We start from the raw sequence: 21,396 nt of genomic DNA on the forward strand, positions 1-21,396 counted from the left end.
GGCTGTCACCATTGCCCGTAAGGGATGTTGTTCAGGCCTTTGCCACGGGCCCTGGAATACACGTCGAACACGTCTTCGCCTTCGCGCGGGTTGTCTGGGCTGCTGTCGTAGGCGCGCAGGCCCCAGCCGCCTTCGTCTTCATCCTTTGCCGCCACCAGCGGGTCGTGCGGGATGCGCCGCAGGAAGTAGAACTTGGCGCCTTTGGCACTGCGCACATCGCGCACGCCCTCTACCAGCACCTGCAGGTTCGGCGGATAGCCACTGCTATCCACGCGCTTCTCGATGTAGCCGGCGTCGAAGGCCCGCTTGTAGGCATCGATGGCGTCGCGAATCTGGTACAGCGCCTCGCGCAGTTGCTGCTCCTTGCCGCGGCGTACCACGGTTTCGGTCAGCGGCGCGGCCATGCTGGCGAGCAGCCCGAGCAGTGCCAGGGTCAGCACCACCTCGATCAGGCTGAAGCCGTGCATGCGGCGCCGGGCTTTCATGGCCGTGGGCTCCCGTTGGTCGGGACGACCGCCATCTGGCTGTCCACGACCGGTGCATCAGTGGCCGGCGCGTTACCGGGCATGTCCATCGGCGCCAGTGGCGCCATCTGGCGCACCTGCATGGCCGACTCGGTGCCAGTGGGAAACTCCATGTCCGACGGGCTCTGGTACGGCAGGTTGCGCACGATGCGCGGGGTGATCGCCAGCACCAGCTCACTCTTGCTCATGTCGTCCTTGTTGCTGCCAAACAGCCGGCCCAGGCCAGGGATGTCGCCAAGGCCGGGGATCTTGTTGCCGCTGGCGTTGTGGTCGTTGCGCACCAGGCCAGCCAGCACCTGGGTTTCGCCATCATGCAGGCGCAGGCTGGTCTGCGCGTTGCGGGTGTCGACCTGAACCGGAATGGTGCCCTGGCGCGTGGCTTCCAGCGGCGTGGCATTACTCACCTCAAGCGCAACCTTGATTGCCACTTCGTTGTTCAGGTGCACGGTGGGCTGCACCTCAAGCTTCAGGCCGACGTCCAGGTAGGTGACGCTCTCGGTAATGACCGGGCCTTGAGTCGACGGCACCGAGGTGGCGCTGATGATCGGTACCCGCTGGCCGATGTGGATGCGCGCCTGTTCGCGGTTGCTGACGCGGATCACCGGGCTGGCCAGGGTGTTGATGTCTTTGTCCTGGGCGTTGATCTTGGCCTGCGGGGACGGAGAAATGCTGATGCGGCTGGAGTCGATGCCCCTCAGTTGGTCGAGCACACTGACCGGTTTGCCGTCGTTGCTCAGCACACCAAAGGTGTTGGGCCATTGCAGGCCGAGGTCAAGGATGCGCGAGGTGGCCACTTCCATCACTTCCACCTCCAGCACCACCTCGGGGTTGGACTGGTCCTGCGATTGCAGCAGCTTCTCGGCCATGCGCACGGCGTCCGGGGTGTCGCGCATGGTCAGGGTATTGAGGCGCTCGTCAACGAACACGTCACGGGTCTTGAGCATGGTCTTGACCATGTTCAGCGCGGTGTTGGCATCGATGCTGGTCAGGTAGAAGGTGCGCATGACCAGTTCCTGGTAGTCCTTGGTCTTCTGCGGCGAGTCGGGGTAGACCATCACGGTGTTGTCGTTGACGATCTTCTGGCGCAGCTGGTTTTGCTCCAGCAGCAGCGCTATCGCGTCCTCGATGCGCACCTCGCGCACGAAGATGGTGGCCTTCATGTCCGGGCGCAGGTCCTTGTCGAAGATGAAGTTGATGCCGGCCACCTGCGACAGCACTTCGAAGATGGTCTTCAGGTTGGCATCGCGAAACTCCAGGGTTACCGGCCGCTCGAGCTTGCTGCGCAATTGCGGGTACGGCTGCGCGGTGCGTGCCTGCACGTTTTCGATGTCGCTGCGCAGGGTCATGCCCTTCTGGTTCTGCGGGTCCAGACGCAATACTTCGCGCATGTAGCGTTCGGCACCGAACAGGTCGCCCTGGCGCAGCGCTGCCTGGCCAAGCGCGACGCGTTCGTCCAGGGTGCGGATCAGCTCCAGCTGGCGAATGCCTTCCTGGGCACGGCGGTTGTTCGGCTCCAGGGTGAGCACCCGGCCATAGCCCATGCGGGCGTTGGCGAAGTCGTGGCGGACGCGGTCGCTGTCGGCCTGGGTAATCAGGGCCTCGACAGCCGCCTGGCGGCTGTGGGCCAGGGCGATGTTCAGCTCTGTGTCACGCGGGTCGTCGCGCAACGCCTCTTCCAGGCGGGCGATGCCGGCTTCGTACTGGCCCTCCTTCATCAATTGATCGCTGTCCTTGCGTACCGCGCTGGAGCCGCAACCGGCAATGGCCACGCACAGCGCAACGAGCAGAAACGGAGCAGGCTTGCACAGCTTTGACGACATCATGGTGCGCTCCCGACAGACAAGGTCTGCGACTGGTGCAAAGGCAGGTAGACCAGGTTCAGCTCGCTGGCCGATACCCGATCGAGGCGATAGGTGTCTTCGATCACGTCGCCTTGGCGCACGACGTAGAGTTTTTCGCCGCTCTGCAGGAAGACCTGCAGGTCGTCGCGGTCACCCATGCGGCCGATGAATTCAAATGGCAAGGCTGGGGCGGTCGGAGCGGGTGCCAGTACTGGCGCGACGACCACGGGCTGTTCGATGACCGTGGCCAGGGCTTTGGGTTGGGTCCATTGCTGGGTTGGGAACAGGTCGCGGGAAGCCTGCTCCGGCCCTTTCGCGGGCAAGCCCGCTCCCACAATGGGCGCAGCGCTTTCTGTTGCAGGAGCGGGTTTACCCGCGAAGGCCGCGACGCCATCGTCCTGGCCAAACCAATGGTCCGGTGCCCAGGCCAGCGCCGCACTCACGCCGAGGAAGCCGACCCAGATGACTGCACGTTGTGTGTTCATCACGACCTCGACAGGTAAAGGGTCATGCGCAGGCGGGCATTGAGCTCGCTGTCGCCGATGCGTTTGCGTTGCAGCTCAAGGTCTTCCAGCACCAGGGTCGGCAGTTGCTTGAGCAGGCCTTTGATAAAGCCGCGAATCTGCGGGTAGCTGCCGCGCACAGGCAGCACGATCTGATAGCGGGCCAACTGGGTCTTGGGGTCGATGCCCAACGCGTATTCACCACGGGCCAAGCTGATGCGCTCGGCGCTGGCCAGGCGGTACAGACGCTCGATCAGTTCGCTGGCCTGGGGCTGCCCGGGCAGTTGCTGGCGCAGGCTGTCGAGGGCCTGCTGCTCGGGCTGGGCCGCAATCTTCAGCTCACCCCGCTTGACACGCCCTACCTGTACGCTGGCCTGCGCTTCGGTGGCGCGCAGTTCGCGTACGCTTTGCCATTGCGGCAGCACACCGGCACACCCCACACCAATGGCGAGCAGACCTACGGCGACCGCAGCCAGGCCTACCGGGCCGACAACGCGCAGGCGCTCATGGAGGATCAGGCTGCTGAAGGATTCAAGGGCGCGCATGGCCGGTCTCCCAGGTGGCAGTGAGGGTGAAGCGCACCGGGTGCTCGGGCCGCGCAGCGAGCACCTCGTGGTTGAGCAACGACACGTCGCTGAGCTCGTCGCTGGCTTCCAGCCGCTGGTGGTACTGCAGCATCGCTTCGAGGTTGCGCGCCTCGGCGGCAATGCGCACCTGGCCCTTGCGCGCATCCGGCGTCAGAGCAAGCAGCGCGACGTCGTCCTGCGGCATGGCTTCAAGCATGGCGAACAGTTGCTGCCAAGGGCGCTGCAGTTGCTGCGACACACTGCGCATCTGTGCCAGGCGCTCAGCCTGCTCCCGGCTGGCAGCGCTGTTCCTGGGTTCGGCGCTGGCCGGGCGGCGGCCCAGTTGCAGTTCCAGGCTATGGACGCTGGCTTCCAGTGCCACTTGCTCGGTCTGCAAGCTTTGCTGCAGCAGCACCAGGCCGGCGACCATGGCGCTGGCAAGGACGAGCAGCGACCAAACCAGCGGTCCGCTGCGCCGTGGCTGAAATTCCAGGTCGAGGCGGCGCATGTCAGGCCACCGCCCGCCACATGGCGCACAGCGGGTCGGCTTCACTGGCCGGCTGGCACAGTTGCACGGCCGCCAGTTGCGGCATGTCGCAGCGACCCGGGGCATGCAGGTACACCCGTGGCAGGTGCTCGCCGTACAGCTCACAGGTACGCTCGATCAGTGCTTGCAGGGCCTGGTCGCTGTCAGCGCAGCCTTGCGCCAGCACTTGCTGCCAGGCACCGCCGGCGGCCAGCAGCAATACACTGCGGCGCGGCTCGGCCAGCACGAACAGGAAGTCACCCTGCTCCAGCTGTGACCAGCAGCGGTTGTAGGCAGCCATCAGGTACGGCTGCACCGAGCGCAGGCTCAGGCGGCTTTCCTGGCCCAGTGCCTGCAGCCGTTGCAGCAAGGCTTCGGGCAGTGCCGTGGCGATGCGGGCCGCACCGGCAGGCTCGGGTGACAGCACGATGCGCCAGTCGTCCAACGGCTGCCCGTAGAGGTTTTCGAAGCAAGCACGGGCATAGGCGTCCAGCTCGCGAGGGTGGCCAATGGCGTCACTCCAGGGCACCAGGCAGAAGCGGCTGTAGCGGGCGGACAGCAGCACCCGCAACTGGGCACCCCGCACCGCATGCTCGGCCAACAGCGCAGCAAGTGCATCGACGGCAGCTTCCCAGGCCGATTGGGCGACGTCGCTACTGAACGCACGGCTGCCCAGCCATTGGTGGTGGTTCTTGTGCCAGCGACCCAGGCCGACACCCTCGGCGCCCACTACGGCGCAGTAACGGTCAGATGAATGTGACACGGTTGATCTCCTCAAGGGTGGTGCGGCCATCGCGGACCAGGTCCAGGGCCGAGGCCCGCAGCAGGCGCAGACCGCGCTGGCAGGCAAGCGTCTTGATCTGCGCCAGCGGGCGGCGCTCGACGATCATTTGCCGCAGGTCGTCATCCAGGTGCAGCAGCTCGGCAATCGCACTGCGGCCGCGATAGCCACTGCCACGGCACTGCCCGCAACCCTTGACGCGGACGAACGTCCAGCCGGCCACACCCTCGCGGGTCAGGCCTGAGCCATACAGGGTGTCGTCATCGTGTTCGCAGGGCGTGGCGCAGTGCGGGCAGGCCAGACGAATCAGGCGCTGGGCCAGCACCGCGTTGAGCGCAGAAACGAAGCTGTAGGGGTCGACCTGCATCTGGCTGAAGCGGCCAATCACGTCGAACACGTTGTTGGCGTGGATGGTGGTGAACACCAGGTGGCCGGTGAGCGCCGATTGCACGGCAATCTGGGCCGTGTCGGGGTCACGGATTTCACCGACCAGGATCTTGTCCGGGTCGTGACGCAGGATCGAGCGCAGGCCGCGGGCGAAGGTCAGGCCCTTCTTCTCGTTGACCGGGATCTGCAGCACGCCGGGCAGTTGATACTCGACCGGGTCCTCGATGGTGATGATCTTGTCCACGCCATGGTTGATCTCGCTGATCATGGCGTACAGGGTGGTGGTCTTGCCGCTGCCTGTAGGGCCGGTGACCAGGATCATGCCGTAGGGTTCTGCCGCCAACCGGCGCAGGGCGCGCAAGGTTTCGTCGGCAAAGCCCAAGGCTTGCAGTTGCACGCCGCTGACCCGGTCAGACAAGTCCTGCTTGTCGAGCACCCGCAGCACGGCATCTTCACCGAAGATGCTAGGCATGATCGACACCCGGAAGTCGATTTGCCGGTCGCCCACGGCCACCTTGAAGCGGCCGTCCTGGGGTACGCGTTTTTCGCCGATGTCCAGCTCGGCCATGACCTTGATGCGCGAGATCACCTGGTCGGCGAAGGCGCTGCCACTGGCCTTGCCAGCACCGTTGAGCACGCCGTCGATACGGTACTTGATGGTCAGGCCCTGGCCGGTCATGCCCAGGTGGATGTCGCTGGCGTGCAGCTTGAGGGCGTCGTACAGGGTGGAGTTGACCAGCTTGACCACGCGGCTCTGGTCTTCGCTGATACTGGCCAGCGACAGGCGTTGCAGCGGGTCACTTTCGCTGCTGGCTTCGGCGTCGTGGTCAAGGGCATCGACAGCGTGGAAGCTTTCTTCATGACGGGCCAGAAAGGTGGCCAGGTCGGCGGCGTGGGCCAGGTAAAGCGGCGCGCCTTGCAGTACGTCGTCGATCCAGGCCAGGCGGGCGTGGTCGAAGGGGTCGGCGAACACGCCCAGCAGTTGGCCGCCTTGCTCGATCAGCACACATTCGCGCTTGATGCACTGGGCCAAGGCCACCTTGTCGAAGCGTGGGGTGCTGGCCAGCAGGCTGTGGCTGTCGAGTACCGGGTAATGCAGGGTCAGGCCCAGGCGCTGGGTGAAGGTGTCGGGGGTGTCGCAGGCCAGGCGTTCCAGGCAGTCGAGCAGGCGCTCGTCAGTGGCTTGCAGACGGGCCTGGGCCAGCAGTTCGCGGGGGTAGGCGGAAATTTTTGCCGGGTTCTTCGCGGGCATGCCCGCTCCCACAGGTACATCACAGGTCTGTGGGCTGCATACATCCTGTGGGAGTGGGCATGCCCGCGAAGACGTCGGTGCAGGCTTTGCAGATTCCGGGGTTGCATCGAATGCTTCTGGCATGGCCTGCGACTCCGCTCAGGGGCGCGTCGCAGGCTGGCTCTACCAGAGGTGCGGGCGCCGCTATTCCCCTGTGAGCAGTTGATCGTCGTCGGGCTCTGGTGGCTTGGCGCCATTACGGCGGCGGTCGGCCAACACCCAGCTTCCATCGTACAACTGCAGGGGGAACGATTCGTTCCTGTTCTGGCGTCGTTCGACGAACCCTTCGGCCGGGTTGTCCGTGGCCCTGCGCCGGCGCTCGATGCCCAGCAGGTCGAAGATCGCACGCGCCAGTTCCATCAGTGGGAACGGCTTGAACAGGACGTGACTCACACCGAGTTCGGCGGCCCGCTCACGCACCTCGACGGTGGGGTGGGCGGTGATCAGCACGAAGTGGCATTGCCTGTTCTTGCGTACAGCCTCCAGAACCTGAAAACCTTCCATGTCGGGCAGGCGGTAATCCAGCACAACTACTTGCGGTGCCAGGCTTTCAGCCTGTTCGATACCACTGGCACCGTCGTGGGCAACATGAACTTCCAGGCCTTGCGCCTGCAGGTACGCTTGCAGGTTCTGCGCAAGAGTCTGTTCGTCATCGACTACCAATACTCTGTTCACCAAGGTCGACTCCCAAATACTGCCCGGTTCCCCGGTCTGCGAAGTACGCCCTTGTAGAGACTGGAGCAGGCTTCGTGCCAGGCGTGAATAGTCATGTTGCACCACTGTAAGTCGCTGATTTTACTAGAGCGCTGGCCAGCAACCGACATACGCTGAGCGGGCGCACCCCACCCGTTCCCCACAAGCGGGGGAAATGATGGCATATTGCCAAGTCTTAATTCCCCAGGATTGGGGCAAGCGCCCTCAACGGTCTCAGTTGGCGATCTCCACTTTAGCGGACTCGCGCAAACGTTGGCGCACGGATTGGCGCGCCTGCGCCTCCCGCTGACCGATGAGCGTTGCCCTGGCCAAGGCCAGGCCTTGTTCGCGTATGACCGATGGATTATCACTTTGGTTCTGCGCTCCTTGCAGTCTCTCCTGGTTGGCATCATAGAATGCCTCCACTTCGCCCTGGCTCGGCACGTCGACTGCGCTGAGCTGGGCGTACACCTGCTGGGCCGCCATCTCATGCCGGGTGTATTCAGTGTACTGTGCCCTATCGAAGCCTGCCTCTGCCAGCCGCCTTTCGAATAACGCCGGGCTGCCAAATGCCGCCTCCATTTCACCAATCTGCGCCGACACTTGTTCATCGCTGATGGCTATGCCTTGGCGTTGCGCTTCCTGCCACAACAGCTCCTTGTCGATCAGCTCGTCCAGCGCTTGGTCACGCAGGCGTTTGTACAGGCCTGGGTTGCGGATGCTGGTCACCGCCCGACCCTGGGCGTCCAGGTACTCGCTGAAGTAGCGCTCCAGGCGCATCAACCCGATCTCGACACCATTGACTCGCGCCGCCGGCACATCCGCCCAGCTCGCCCTGGTCAGCACCAGCAACAGGCACAACCATACGATACGCATGACAACCTCCGCTCAAGGGCTGACCGGCACTGGCCGGTAGGGGGTGACCGCAGTAAAGCGCGGCCCGGGCAGGGTCACGGCCACCACGTGGGCACCTGCCATGCCCTGGCGGCGACCAGGGCCAAAGCCCAGTGCCGGGGTCAGGCCGGTGGGCACATCGTGCAGGCCTTCGAGCGCAGCAATCAGTTGCTCGCGGCTGGCATCACGACCAATCTGCTTCAGCGCTTCGCTCAACAGGCGCAACGCGCACAGCGTATTGACCTGCAATGACGCCTGGCGCGGGTCCAGGCCCTGACGCTGCTGCAGCCCGGTAAGCGCAGCCATGCCTTGCTCGGTCCAGTCCTCTGGCACGTAGGGATAGGCCAGAAACAGCCGTTGCGACCACTGCGCCGGCAAACGCGCCACAGCGCCGGCCACCTGACTGGAGGCGGCAAACAGGTAAGGCTCGCGGCCGGCCACCTGCAACGCCGTGGCCAACTCGGCAAAGGCCTGGGCGCGGCCAAGAAAGACGATGCCCTGCCCGTCCACGGCCTGGCCGTCGAAAGCCTGGATAGCGGGTGGCGCCCAGCCCTGCTGTCGTAAAAGCTCGCGTACCTGCTCGGCCAAGGCTGCGTGCTCGTTACCGGCAAACACTACACGTAACTCATCCGGGGCCAGGCCCAGCGCTCCACGGGCATGCTCTGCCAGGCTCAGCAACTGCTCGGGCAAGCCGGGTAGCGGGTCGAAGATCTGTTCGCTGCCGCCGCTGCGCGGGGTGCTGCCGACCATCGGCACGTTCTGTGGCGCCAGCAAGGTCGTCAGGCGCTGGTCGAGCATGGGCGCCAATGGCGCGATCAGGGCAAACACCCGCTTTTGCTCGAGCAATTGTTGCAAGGCGCGTTCGGCACTGACCGGGTCGGCACCTGGGTCAAGCACTACCAGTTCCACGCGCCGCCCGTGAATGCCGCCTTGCTGATTGAGTTGATCCACGCCGTCTTCCAGCACGGCACGCACTACCTGACCGGCTTCGCCCAGCGGACCGCTCGCGGGCAGCAGGGTGCCAAGGCGCAGCACGCCCTCCTCCACACCAGGGTCGCGTTCTTGGGCCAAGCGCTTGAGATAGGCGGTGAGGTTGCGCTGGTCGGCCAAGGTCAGTTCGAAGCGTGGCATGGCCGGGTCCAGGCGATTGCCTGCCGGGTCGATGCCCTGCTGGATGGCCCGCGCCAGGCTGCTGTCGGTATAGGCCGGGTAACGACGGCCGTTGGCCTCACGCATGCCCTGGCCGAGTGCCAGGCGTTGCCAGTCGAGGCCTGGGGGGCGCACACCGCCTTCGGCTCGGCCACGGCCGTCGTTGCCGTGGCAACTGGCGCAAGGCAGCACGCTGGTGGGGACTGTGATGTCGCTGGCGCCTACCCGGGCTTGCAACTGAGCATCGCTACTGGAAACGCCCTCACGGTAAAGGCGTTTGCCAGCTTGTTCGTGATCGGTCAGGTCCAGGGCCAAGGCTGAGGTCGAAGATGCCATGCCAAGCGCGCATGTGAGCCATATCGCAAGCCCTTTCGCGACGCAAAGCCGCGCCCACAAAAGCTGATACCACTTAGGCCAATTCCCCAGGCGGCCCATGATACTCACCGACCTGCCAGCGGCTGGGTCAGCAGCTGCATGCGCTGGGCAATGGCCGCTGGCGGTGCATCCGGGCGAATCTTGCTCCAGCGTTTACCTGCAACATCACCGGCAATCAGCTGCGTCGAATGCTGCTCGGGACTCGGCAGGAACTGCCCTATACGGCCAAGCACCAGGTCGACATTGGCCTTGTCGCCAGTCAGGAACAACCAGTTCGGCCCATCCACCCCCTGCTTGGCGGCGAACGCCTTCAGCACCTCGGGGGTGTCGTTCAGCGGGTCACTGCTGATCGACACGAAGGTCACCTGGCCGGCCAGCACTGGCCCCATGGCCTCGCGCACCTCGCGCAGCTTACGGGTGATCAGCGGGCAGGCATCGGTGCAGTGGGTGAAGATCACGTTGAGCATCACCACCTTGTCCTTAAGCACGTCACTGTAAAAGCGCAGCTCGCGGCCATTCTGGTCCTTCAGCAGGGTGTCGGTGAACCAGGTCCTGGCGTCGCGGGTGCCGCCACCACTGGCCATCGCCTGTGGTGCCGGCTGCGGCTCGGGCGGTTGCGGACCATGGCCTTCGTGGGCGAACGCCACCGACGTGAGGATCCACAGGCAGCCACCCAGCACCAGCCAGTCGAAAGCACGCATGCCAGCGCGGTGGGTGCTTGCAGTGCTCATGGTTGCACCTCGTGGTGGTCGGCAATGGCGGTGCTCTTGGCATGTACCCGGCGGGCACTGAGGCGGTTGATTTCCTCGATCAATACAGCCGGGTCGGTGAAGCCGTAGTAACGCGTCCAGTGCCCGCTACGCCCGTCACCCACCAATATCAGCGGCGGGTGCTGGCTGAGGTCGGCGTTGAAGCTGCCCAGCCCTTTCAGGGTTTCAGTGATGGCGTAGGGGGTACCGGTCAGCCAGCTCCAGCCCGGCCCTTTCTGGAATGCCTTGGCATAATTTTGCAGGCGCTTGGCGTCGTCACGCTGGGGGTCGACACTGATCGACACCATGCGAATCTCTTCGCCTACCCGGCCGCCCAGCTGTTGCTGGACCTTGCCCATGATCGACGACACCACCGGGCACACCGTGGTGCAGCTGGTGTAAATGAAGCCCATGACCACCAGATGGTCACTCACCAGGTCTTTCTCCAGGCGTACCGGCATGCCGTCCTGGTTCAGCAGCGAAACATCGGCAAAGCGCACGCTGGTCTTTTCCTGATGCGCCGCTGGCGGTTGCCCGGTGTGACCGTCATGGTCGTGACCGGCGTGAGCCATCGCCAGGTTGCTGGCAAATGCCAGACTCAGGGCCAACAGTGTGCAAGCATGCTTGGCGTTCATCGCACATTCCTCACGTCAGTCTGGGAAGCGTTGGTTGCAGCAGCCGGCAGGACGCGCAGGCTGGTGTAGTTTTCTTCGGCAAACTTGCGCCCCAACGAGGGCGACTGCACATGCAGGTACCAGGCACCGGCCTCAGGCAGGTTCAGCGCCGCCTGGTAGACCCCCTCGCCCACCTCTTGCAACTGCAGGTTGCGCGGCATCGACGATGGCGCCAGGAAGTAGCGCAGGCTCAAGTCGTTCAGGCCCAGGCGCGGCTGCCCGTCCTCACCGACAATCCGCACTCGCGCGGTGAAGTCGCTGTGCTGCGGCAGCGGCTGGTCGAGGCCGATGAACTCGGCACGCGCGCCTTTGGGTTTGCTGGCATTGGCCCCTGCGGCCACCTCGGTGCTGAAGCAGTGAATGATCTGCGGCTGGTTGAGCAGGAAGGCCACATCGAACTTGCCGGCGATGGGCAGCTTCACCGTCGAGCCATACACGCCGGGGGCCACTTCCCGCAGGCTGCGGTCAACGACGAGGGCGGCGCGGGCCTGGTGGCCGCGGTTGTTGTAGCCGGACATCGGCGCATTCATGCCTTCGGTGTAGAAGTAGGTGTTGTTGTCCACCGGGTTGACCACGAACACCGAATTATCATCACGCGATACCGACAGCCCTTGGGCCAGTGGCAGGTCACCGGCCTGGCGCGGCGCTGCCGGGCCGGCCTCGAAGCTTTGCACGATTGGCGAGCGCCCCTCTCCCAGGCTGGCCAGATTGATCATGCTCACTCTCGGTGAGGCCAGGCCCCGCACGTAGGCATAGCCTTTGGTGAACGTCAGCTGGTACGGTTCGGCCGCCACCGGAACGTGGTGGATCAGCTTGTCGGTACTGGCGTCTATGACCAGGGCCTGGTTCTCCAGAGTATTGAGCACGATGCCGTAGCGGCCATCCTGGCTGAAGCGCATCGGCCCCAGGCCCTGCTCGGCCTGGACCGTGTGGCGCAACTGGTGGCTGCGGGCATCGAACACCCTTACGCTGCCTTCCTCGCCATCGACCACGTACACGGCCTGGGACAGCGCCGAATAGCTGACCGACAGCGGGTGTGGGCCCACCTTGATGGTCTTGGCCAGGCGCATTTCCGGGATGTCGATGACGCTCAGGGTGCCGCTGTCGCGATTGCTGACGTAGGCATAGCGCGAGTCGGCGCTGAAGGCGATTTCGTGGTGCCCGGTACCGGTGTTGAAGTGTTTCAGGACGCTGCGCCCCGGCACGTCGATCACTGTTACCCCGCCTTTGGCCGGGTCGCTGCTGTTGTTGCCGACCCACAGCCGAAGCTGGTCCGGCTGCAGGGCCACGCGCAGCGGCTGGTCACCGGCATCCAGGTCGGCCACGCGGGTGAAGGTCTCGGTATCGATCACCGAAACCTTGCCCCGCTCTGGTATCGACACGAAAACCTGCTTGTCATCGCTGATGGCCGCCCAGTCCATGGGCCGGCCTGGCAGCTCGATGCGGGCCATGGTGCTGGTTACGCCCCCCACCGACACCGTCGGGTCGATCACGGTGAGGCTGGCGTCATTGTTCAACATCAGCAAGAAGTAGCTGTTCAGGTCGAGCAGCGGCCGGGCCCCGATGCTGCTCTTGAGAAACAGCGCAACCCGCGCCTTGCAGCTCTGCTCGCGGTCCCCCGCCGGGGCCGACTGCACCGGGTCGATCCACGCCCCCGGGGCCATGCCCGACAGCGGTTGACCACTGGTCTGGTCGCTGAGCTTGAAGCGGATATTGGCGAAATCGCCCTCCTTCAGTTCCCCTCCGGCCAATGGCCGGGCCTCGAACTCCACGGTCACGCCGTCCCGGCTGAGCCGGTGCAAGGCCTGCGGATTGGCCCGTTCCTGCAACAGCTCGCGCGGGTCGCACCATAGCTTTTCGTACGCCACGCCCAGGCCGATCAGCGCTACCCCCAACACTACCCCCAGGTAAGCAGGGCGAGTCTTTTTGTTCATGCTCGCGTTCCCCTTCCGTCACTGCGCCGGGGCCGTTGCCGGCGGCGCTTCGTTGGTCACCCGCAAGATCCCCCACAGCCCCGAAAGGTTGCCGTAGGCGGCGTAGTCGCGGAACAGGTAGTCACCCGCCACCGCGTTGGCACCGCCGGCACTCGGCAGCATGAAGCTGAAGTGCGCCGCTGGCAGTACGCTTTCCTGCGCGCCGATGTACATGGCCATCGGGTTGTAGCCAAAGCGCACCGAACCGATACCGGGCATGCTCATCGGGTAACCGTCCGCATCGCTCTTCTCGGCCTGGTAGTTGTGCAGTGGCCATACGTGCCCGTCCAGTTGGTAGACCATGCCGCGGCTGCCACCACTGGGCATTACGATATGGTTGCGCACCGGTTGCCCTGGCTTGGCGTACAGCACCGGGGTTTGCGGGTCGCCACCGACCAGGGCGTTGGCGTAGGCCATGTGGGCGTTGGGTACATCACCAAAGCCCAGGCCATTGGCGCGGCCGAATGGCGAGTCGGGCGCCATGCCGAAGCGCAGCCACAACGGTTCGGTCTTGTAGTTGACCGCCATGTTGCCGTTGTCTTGCGGGTCACCGGCAGCGCCGTTGCCTTCGACATTGATACCTTCTACCGGACGACCGTCGGCCCAGCGCATGTTCAGTGCGCGCTGCCACACCGTGACGAAGTCGCGGTAGTCCGGCTGGCCACTGACCTTCACCGTGGCCTGGGTACGGGTAGCAGTATCCTCGGTCCAGGTGGCGGTTTGCGGCAGGATGCTCATGGCACCCACCAGACCTTTCTGCGGCTGTTTGATGAAGTCTGACGGGATCAGGTTGAGGCCACCGAACTCGATAGGCGTGGTCTTGATGTTGTCCACTGTGCGGCCCAGTTGCGACACCGGTTTGCCTTCACGCTCCAAGTGGCCGGCGTAGTACTGGTACTCCTTGGTCGGGTAAGCGCCGCTGGTGCCGGCACGCGGTGGCACGGTCTGCACCGGGTTCAGGCCAACGTTGGCACCGTCGGACTTGGTGATGTCGTAGGCCAGCAGCTGCGCATGCAGGCCCACGTGGCTGGACGGCCGCATCAGGTTGTTGGCAAACGCGGTGGAGCCTTCGCTGTCGAAGCGGTCACGCTTGACCACGTTGTGCATCACTGCAGTGCTCGACAGGTCTGGCATCACCAGTGGCAAGCGGTTCTCCAGGGTGATGCTGATGCAGTCGCCGGCATTGGCGCGCAGTACCAGGGGCTCTACCGGAACACCCGGCTTGAGCTTGCCGGTGGTGGCGTCGAGGTCAGCCTTGCGCACGTACAGGATCGCGGTCGGGTCATGCAGCGGCGCACTGTGGCCACCGATGGTGAAGGTCGCCCCATCTTCAGGGTCTACCCCACTGACCAGCGGGATGGCGGTTTTGCGGCTGTTGAACACCAGGGTGCCACCGTCGGCCTTGAGCGCGCCTCCGACATGCTGGCCGATGCCCGCCGGGTCATTGATGCTGACGCCGTTACGGTTTTCGAGGATGTCGTTGGCCAGCGCCGCGACGATCTCGTAGTTGCGCTTGACCGTGGTGCGGGTGCCGATGCCGTTGGGGTTGGCCGTGGTTTTCGGGCAGATGCCGTTGAAGTTCACGGTATTGCGCATGGCCACCGGCTGCGGGTTGTTGGGCAGCGGGAACAGGTCGGCACGCTGCGCGGTGTAGTTGCGCATGATGCCCCAGATACCGTTCCAGTAGCCCTCCAGGGCGGCGTCCAGCGAGTACAGGTAGTCGCCGTTGGTGGCTGCCGAACTGGAGATCATCGACACAGGCGCCATGAAGCCCAACTGCTCGGAGATGCCGATCATTTGCGACGACTTCCAGCCCGAGTTGGAGCTGTTGCCAAAGCCAGAGCCATTCTGCAGCCATTTCACGCCGTGCAGGGTGACGTTGTGCTCCTCTTCGTGGCCACCGGCGTGCATGCGCAGGCGCACGTTGTCACCGGAATAGGTTCGCAGCAATGGGGTGAACGGGTCGCCCGGCTCGGCGCCGGCCGTGTTGATATGTGGCGGGAACAGCGTGGTGCCGCCGGTGGGGCCGACTGCCGAGGTGATCGCCGATGGCGACAGGTTCATCGCCGGGATAGCGCGGTCGGTACGGGTTTGCAGGGCATAGCTGAGGTCGCCGGCCAGGCCGTCGGCCTGCATGCCACGCTTGCCGTCCGGGCCGACCTTGTTCGGGTCGTACACGCGCAGGGCCAGCGGCTCGTTACGGTAGTTGACGACGAACATCCCCGGGTCATCCACCGAGATCGCCTGCGGGCATGGCCGGCTTGGGCAGCCAGGGTTGATACCACCACGTTCCTCGACGATGGCCTCAAGCAGGCTCGACGCCTTGCCACGCACGGGCGGGTTGATGGCGTAGCGGAAGCTGTCGGCCGTGGCCGGGTACGACTGGGCATTGGGAATGCCGTCCGGCCCTGCGCCTACATACACGCCGGCTTCATAGGCATGCTGGAAGTCGCTGTACTCCAGGAAGAACTCGCGGTAGCTGTCGTTCTTGCCGTCGCCATCGTGATCGCCGGTCTGGATCACCGCCTGCCACGAGGTCGGGCCGCCGTCCTGGCGCGTGGCCGGGTTATACAGCTGCTCGCCGGTTTCGGCGTGGTACCAGGTAGAGCCGGCCGGTTCGGCCAGCACGGTGGCATACAGGCCCACTTGCTGGTGGGTCGATGGGCCAAGGTGGTCATGGGTGAAGATGGTGCCCAGGCCACGGTCGACGTTATGCACGTTCACCAGCGGGTCGGCGAACCAGCGCTGCATGGCTGTACGTGCGCCCAGCCAGTCGGCGCGGCCAAAGCGGCCGAAGTACGGGTGCTGCCTGGCTATCGGGCAGGCAGCAGTGCCATCGCGACTATCCCCTTCGGTGCAACCGTTATAAGTACGAATGGCATGCACGCGCTCGACCACGCTACCGGGCGAAAGAATGCCGTCTTCGTAGTTCCAGCCGTTGGCCGAACCGTCGGCGGCGGTCAGGTCCCATTTGGGCAGGTGGATGTGCTGGCCGATCACGTCGGTCGGGGTGCGCACCTGGTAATCGTCCATCTCATAGATGTTCGGGATTAGGTTGGTGTGCTGGTACATCGCGCAGTCGAAGGTGTTCATGCGCATCACCAGCGGCTCTGGCGGGCGCTGCTTGGTAATGACCGGCCAGGCGTCCTCCCACAGGGCGATGATGCGTGCCTGCGGGAAGTGGTAGCCCACTTTGTTATACACCGCGTCGAACTGGATGTTGGCCCCTTTGTAGATGCGTGGGCGGTCGGCAGTGAAGGCCGAGGCGCCACGGAAGTTCACACCCGTCAGGCTCTCTCCACTGTTGAACTCACCGACCCCGGAGGACTGCGTCAGACGTTTTCCACGGTCATCCATGCAGGGCTCGTAGTACGGCGCACCCGCAGTCGGCAAGGCGCCGTTGGTGCGGAACGCCTTGGCCACTGGCTGGTTACCGGGAATCAGTGCATAGCTGGGGTGTTCACCCATGGCGTGGAACTGCATGGCTGCCTGCTCCACATCGGTGCCCTCCTCAGGCAGGTAGATGGGCTTGGCCTTGTGCACGACCTTGGTGAAGTCCAGTTTGGTGGTGGTGGTATCCGCTACGCCACCGGCCGACACACCGTCCAGTGCATGGCGGCCAAGGCCGCCGTCCCAGCCATCGACCTGGTTCGCATCCAGGTTGGCCCACAGGGCTTTACCGCTGTCTTTCAGTTGCCGGGCCAGGGCCGGGTCGAGCATGTCCAGGGGCGGGGTTGGCGGGCGATTGCCGACGCTGCTTTCCATGCCGCCGATCCAGAACGGGTAGCCTGGGTTTTTCAACGTGCCGTCGGCATTTCGGTTGGCCTCGGTGCGGTCGACCAGCGCCAGCGAGCCCACGGCCTTGCGCACGGGCGCCTCGCCGGCAGGCTCGTCATCGTCTTCGTGGTCATCATCGTTGGCGGCAACCAACGTTTCGGAGAGCTTGGGCACGACCACGACTTTGCCGGGCATGGGCGGCATGGCCTTGCCGGGCAGCGGCACGATGGCCGGAATAGGCGTACCGGCAATGATCTCGCCATCGGGCAGGGCTCGGGCGCCAACGGCCGGCTTACCGCTCCGCAGTGCGAACGGGGTACTGTGGAAGCCATTCTCGCCCTCCCCGCTTACCTCCAGCCGCGTGCCTTCTTCGAACACGTCATGCACCCGCCACATGGCCCACATGCCTTGGGCGAAGTGCGGGTAGAAGTGACAGTGGTAAATGGCATCGCCGGCAACACGGTTGCGGTTGCCCGAACCGCCGTTGGCGATTTCGTAGGTGTAGCCGACGCCAGCGCCGATGCCTTGGGCATCGATGTAGTCGGAGTTGTCGTCATTGGGGTTGAACAGCCACTGATGGCCGTGCAAGTGGAAGATGTGCTGCTCGTGCCCGTTGTGGGTGTTGCGGAACTTGGTGAAGTCACCGATATAGCTGTGGTGCACGTTGGCAGGCTCTGAGGGGTAAAGGGCCATGCTGGCCTTGACCCCGACGGCACTGGCCGGCGGCACTTCGCCCGGGCGGATGTGTTCCAGGCCGACGTTGGCCGGTACATCCACCAGGGTGCCTATATCACCGACCGTGTGGGCGCTGAGGAAGAACTCTTCATAGGCACACGACAGGCAGTCGTGCATCGGCCCCACCCCCAAGCGGTTGGCCACCACTTCGGCACCCATGCCACCAGAGCCGTAATTGATCATGAACGCATCGCGCGCCGGCTCCAGCACGTGGCCCATCACCGGGTCGGCCCAGTAGCCAGGGAAGGCCTGGGTACCGGCAACCTCGTCGGCGAACTGCGAGGCGAAATCACGGAACGCCTCCAGTCGGTTGGGCAGCGCCGGGTTGCGTTTGCCCGTGCTTTCCAGCGGGTAAGTAGAGCTGGGGAAGCTGCCGTCGGGGTTGGGCCCCATGACGATGGCATCGGTTTCGCTGCTGATGATCTCGTTGCCGTTGACCATGGCAATGATCGGTTTGCCAGCCTTGCCTTCGGCGATCCACGGCTCGACCTGCGGATAACGGGCTTCGTAGTCGATCACGGGCTGGCCGGTGGCAGTTCGACCGGTGGTGGCCAGGCGCATTTCTTCTTCGGTGAGGGTATTGCGGTAGGTACGGCCCAGTTTGGGCACCACTACCACCTGGCCGAACAGGCCATTGGAGACGTTGCCCGCCGTGCCCTCGCCGCCGAACGTAGCGGCTTTGCTGGTGGCGGCGAAGGCGCCTTCGCGCTCGGCATACAAGGTGTAGCTGCGGGTGCTGCCGGGGTTGACGAAGAAGTTGCCGTTGCGCCCGGTATAGGCGGAAATATCGGCAATGCTGTTCACCGCCTGCATACCGTTGACCTGGAAGCCGACCATGCGCTCGGCCACCTGCTCGTCGGCGACAAAGCCTTCGCCGCCTTCGTTTTCAACCTCCGGCGCCTCTGCCTCACCCTCGGGCACTTCGGCCTCGATACCGTGCTTGTTGGGGTTCGCCTTGTAATCCAGCAGGTTGGTGAGGTTGACCGTCAGGCAGTCACCGGCCGCCACGCGCAGCACGATAGGCCGCGGGCGCTTGTCCGGGCGCAGGGTAACCTTGCCCGGTACTGCGGCCCCGCCCTTGCTGAGGGGGACCTGCTTGTCGTCCACCACATCCTCACGAAGGGCAAACATCATGCCGTTGGCGTTTTGCGCGCCAAGGCGGTTGAACATCAGTGGCTGATCCAGTGCCACCACGTTGGCGACCAGGGTGCGCTGGCACTGCACAGCCGCCTCGCTGGTTGCTTCCCAGCCAAGCAAGGCCAGTAAAAGTGACGACAGGATGGGGCCTTTGAGCGGCGTCGACATGCTGCACCTCCGGGACACAGGATCTCTGCGAGGAGCTGGAGCAAGGTGTGTGCCAGAAGAAAACTTCCATATTTGTCAGTAAGTTGTGCGGTCAACCGCAACAAACTGGGGAGGATCCCCCAACAGGTTCCCCCGAATCGGGGGACGACGTCCCGTGGGGTAATGGCTACTCCACAAGGCGCGCGCTGGGCTCGCACAAGGTAAAAACGCACGATACCCTTGCACAATTGTCGATTGTGCAAGGCAAATTCGCATGCAAGGATCCTGCGATCCTCCAGCGAACTCCAGACTTCACTTGGAAAATCAATAACAAAGCAGGGAGAACGCAATGACTGCGCACGCTCATACCGCGGCAGCAACCGACCACGTACTGGCCGAGGTCCGCAACCAGATCGGCCACCTGACCCTGAACCGCCCTGCCGGTCTCAATGCCCTGACCCTGGACATGGTGCGCAGCCTGCGTCAGCACCTGGATCAGTGGGCCGACAACCCGCACGTGCGCGCCGTGGTCCTGCGCGGCGAAGGCCCCAAGGGGTTCTGTGCCGGTGGCGACATCCGCTCGTTGTACGACAGCTTCAAGGCCGGCGACACGCTGCATGAAACCTTTTTCGTCGAAGAGTACGCCCTCGACCTGGTCATTCACCGCTACCGCAAGCCAATACTGGTGGTGATGGACGGTTTCACCCTCGGTGGCGGCATGGGCCTGGCCCAGGGCTGCGACCTGCGCGTGGTCACCGAGCGCAGCCGGCTGGGCATGCCCGAAGTTGGCATCGGCTACTTCCCGGACGTGGGCGGCAGCTACTTCCTCTCACGCATCCCCGGCGAGCTGGGCATCTACCTGGGTGTCAGCGGTGCCCAGATCCAGGCGGCCGACGCCTTGTACTGCGGCCTGGCCGACTGGTACCTGGCCAGCGACCAGCTCGCCGCCCTATACCAAGGCCTCGACCAGCTCGACTTCAGCGACCACCCGCTGAAGGACCTGCAAAACCTGCTGGCCAGGCTCGGTAGCCAGGTGCTGGATGATGCGCCACTGGAAAAGCTGCGCCCGGCCATCGACCACTTCTTCGCCCTGCCCGACCTGCCAGCCATCGTCGAGCAACTGCGTGCGGTGAGCCTTGGCGACAGCCACGCCTGGGCGATGGCCACCGCCGATCAGCTGGAAACCCGCTCGCCTCTGGCCATGGCGGTTACGCTGGAGATGCTGCGCCGAGGGCGCGAGCTGGGCATTGACGACTGCTTTGCCATGGAACTGCACCTGGACCGCCAGTGGTTCCAGCACGGCGACATCATCGAAGGCGTGCGTGCCCTGATCATCGACAAGGACAAGCAGCCCCGCTGGAACCCGCCGACCCTGGCCGCGCTGCAACGCCAGCGGGTCGAACAATTCTTCGAAGGCCTGTGAGCCCGGGAGTACACAGATGCAAGACCTCGAACTGAGCGAAGAACAGATCATGATCCGCGACATGGCCCGGGACTTTGCCCGTGGCGAAATCGCACCCCATGCCCAGGCCTGGGAAAAGGCCGGCTGGATCGATGATGGCGTGGTGCGCAAGATGGGCGAACTGGGCCTGTTGGGCATGGTGGTGCCCGAAGACTTCGGCGGCAGCTACACCGACTATGTCGCCTACGCCCTGGCAGTGGAAGAGATCGCCGCCGGCTGCGGCGCCACCGGGGCGATGATGAGCATCCACAACTCGGTAGGTTGCGGCCCGCTGCTGGCCTACGGCACCGCCGAACAGCAACAGCAGTGGCTGCCACGCCTGGCCAGCGGCGAGGTGATTGGCTGCTTCTGCCTGACCGAGCCACAGGCCGGCTCCGAGGCGCACAACCTGCGCACCCGCGCCGAGTTGGTGGATGGCCAGTGGGTCATCAACGGAGCCAAGCAGTTCGTCAGCAATGCCCGCCGTGCCGGCCTGGCGATCGTCTTCGCAGTGACCGACCCGGAGCTGGGCAAGAAAGGCCTGTCGGCGTTCCTGGTGCCCACCGACAACCCTGGGTTCAAGGTTGACCGCAGCGAGCACAAGATGGGCATCCGCGCCTCCGACACCTGCGCGGTCACCTTCGACAACTGCCGCATTCCTGCCGCCAATATCCTCGGTGAGCGTGGCAAGGGCCTGGCCATTGCCCTGTCCAACCTCGAAGGCGGCCGTATCGGCATTGCCGCCCAGGCCTTGGGCATCGCCCGCGCCGCATTCGAAGCGGCGCTGGTCTACTCGCGTGACCGCATACAGTTTGGCAAGCCGATCAACGAACACCAGAGCATCGCCAATCTGCTGGCCGACATGCAGGTGCAGGTGAACGCCGCACGTTTGCTGATCCTGCATGCCGCCCGCCTGCGCAGCGCCGGCAAGCCGTGCCTGTCGGAAGCGTCACAGGCCAAGCTGTTCGCTTCGGAAATGGCCGAGCGGGTGTGCTCGATGGCTATCCAGGTGCATGGTGGGTACGGTTATCTGGAAGACTACCCGGTGGAGCGCTATTACCGGGATGCGCGGATTACGCAGATCTATGAAGGGTCGAGCGAGATCCAGCGCATGCTGATTGCACGGGAATTGAAAAACTATCCGCTGTAACGCAAAGGCAACGCGGTTTTTGGGGGAGTGGGCGACGCGGTGGATGGCACCGGCTTTGCCGGTGTTCGCGGGCGCGCCCGCTC

General features: G+C 64.5%; 16 protein-coding genes. 2 read left to right on the plus strand and 14 right to left on the minus strand.

The genetic code is table 11. The features are described 5' to 3' along the window. Positions 1 to 5: 5 nt before the first annotated feature. The 14 genes from GST84_15105 to mnxG all read right to left on the minus strand — a co-directional run bounded on the left by GST84_15105 (position 6) and on the right by mnxG (position 18,743). Entirely contained in the window at positions 6 to 485 is a 480-nt protein-coding gene (locus GST84_15105) for a prepilin-type N-terminal cleavage/methylation domain-containing protein (protein ID XGB13579.1), read from the minus strand. Then, positions 482 to 2,347 carry a secretion type II protein gene (locus GST84_15110; protein ID XGB13580.1) on the minus strand — a complete coding sequence of 622 codons (1,866 nt, stop codon included), beginning with the start codon at positions 2,345 to 2,347 and terminating at the stop codon, positions 482 to 484. Before GST84_15110 ends, GST84_15105 begins: the two co-directional genes overlap by 4 nt. Then, positions 2,344 to 2,850, minus strand: a complete 507-nt coding sequence (locus tag GST84_15115) for a hypothetical protein (protein XGB13581.1) — start codon at positions 2,848 to 2,850, stop codon at positions 2,344 to 2,346. The genes GST84_15110 and GST84_15115 overlap by 4 nt, the downstream gene beginning before the upstream one ends. Then, positions 2,850 to 3,413, minus strand: a complete 564-nt coding sequence (gene pilO / locus GST84_15120) for a type 4a pilus biogenesis protein PilO (GenBank protein XGB13582.1) — start codon at positions 3,411 to 3,413, stop codon at positions 2,850 to 2,852. Before pilO ends, GST84_15115 begins: the two co-directional genes overlap by 1 nt. Further along, positions 3,400 to 3,942, minus strand: coding sequence for a pilus assembly protein (locus tag GST84_15125; protein ID XGB13583.1), 543 nt, complete (start codon positions 3,940 to 3,942; stop codon positions 3,400 to 3,402). The genes pilO and GST84_15125 overlap by 14 nt, the downstream gene beginning before the upstream one ends. A 1-nt stretch (position 3,943) precedes the next feature. Further along, the gene (locus tag GST84_15130) at positions 3,944 to 4,723 is read right to left on the minus strand and encodes a hypothetical protein (protein XGB13584.1); all 780 of its coding nucleotides are present in this window, start codon (positions 4,721 to 4,723) and stop codon (positions 3,944 to 3,946) included. Further along, a complete protein-coding gene (locus tag GST84_15135; protein ID XGB13585.1) occupies positions 4,707 to 6,380 on the minus strand; it encodes a type II/IV secretion system protein in 1,674 nt (557 codons plus the stop codon). The genes GST84_15130 and GST84_15135 overlap by 17 nt, the downstream gene beginning before the upstream one ends. Positions 6,381 to 6,563: 183 nt before the next feature. After that, on the minus strand, positions 6,564 to 7,094 hold the full coding sequence (locus GST84_15140) for a response regulator (GenBank protein ID XGB13586.1): 531 nt from the start codon (positions 7,092 to 7,094) through the stop codon (positions 6,564 to 6,566). Positions 7,095 to 7,346: 252 nt separating this feature from the next. Then, positions 7,347 to 7,988, minus strand: coding sequence for a peptidylprolyl isomerase (locus tag GST84_15145; protein XGB13587.1), 642 nt, complete (start codon positions 7,986 to 7,988; stop codon positions 7,347 to 7,349). Between the two features lie 12 nt (positions 7,989 to 8,000). After that, positions 8,001 to 9,590 (minus strand): ABC transporter substrate-binding protein, encoded by a 1,590-nt coding sequence (locus tag GST84_15150; protein ID XGB13588.1) that lies wholly within the window; start codon positions 9,588 to 9,590, stop codon positions 8,001 to 8,003. 5 nt (positions 9,591 to 9,595) lie between these two features. Continuing rightward, positions 9,596 to 10,261: an SCO family protein gene (locus GST84_15155; protein ID XGB13589.1), complete on the minus strand. Its 666-nt coding sequence runs from the start codon at positions 10,259 to 10,261 to the stop codon at positions 9,596 to 9,598. Continuing rightward, positions 10,258 to 10,914 carry an SCO family protein gene (locus GST84_15160; GenBank protein XGB13590.1) on the minus strand — a complete coding sequence of 219 codons (657 nt, stop codon included), beginning with the start codon at positions 10,912 to 10,914 and terminating at the stop codon, positions 10,258 to 10,260. Before GST84_15160 ends, GST84_15155 begins: the two co-directional genes overlap by 4 nt. Next, positions 10,911 to 12,887, minus strand: a complete 1,977-nt coding sequence (locus GST84_15165; GenBank protein ID XGB13591.1) for a beta-propeller fold lactonase family protein — start codon at positions 12,885 to 12,887, stop codon at positions 10,911 to 10,913. Before GST84_15165 ends, GST84_15160 begins: the two co-directional genes overlap by 4 nt. A gap of 18 nt (positions 12,888 to 12,905) precedes the next feature. Next, the gene (gene mnxG, locus GST84_15170; GenBank protein ID XGB13592.1) at positions 12,906 to 18,743 is read right to left on the minus strand and encodes a manganese-oxidizing multicopper oxidase MnxG; all 5,838 of its coding nucleotides are present in this window, start codon (positions 18,741 to 18,743) and stop codon (positions 12,906 to 12,908) included. Between the two features lie 328 nt (positions 18,744 to 19,071). Between mnxG and GST84_15175 the strand changes: the two genes are divergently transcribed. Both GST84_15175 and GST84_15180 read left to right on the plus strand, forming a co-directional pair. Beyond that, positions 19,072 to 20,145: an enoyl-CoA hydratase/isomerase family protein gene (locus GST84_15175; GenBank protein XGB13593.1), complete on the plus strand. Its 1,074-nt coding sequence runs from the start codon at positions 19,072 to 19,074 to the stop codon at positions 20,143 to 20,145. A 16-nt stretch (positions 20,146 to 20,161) separates the two neighbouring features. Continuing rightward, the gene (locus GST84_15180) at positions 20,162 to 21,313 is read left to right on the plus strand and encodes an acyl-CoA dehydrogenase (GenBank protein XGB13594.1); all 1,152 of its coding nucleotides are present in this window, start codon (positions 20,162 to 20,164) and stop codon (positions 21,311 to 21,313) included. Positions 21,314 to 21,396 lie beyond the last annotated feature (83 nt).

It is taken from the genome of Pseudomonas putida (assembly GCA_041879295.1).
Lineage (GTDB): Bacteria > Pseudomonadota > Gammaproteobacteria > Pseudomonadales > Pseudomonadaceae > Aquipseudomonas > Aquipseudomonas putida_Y.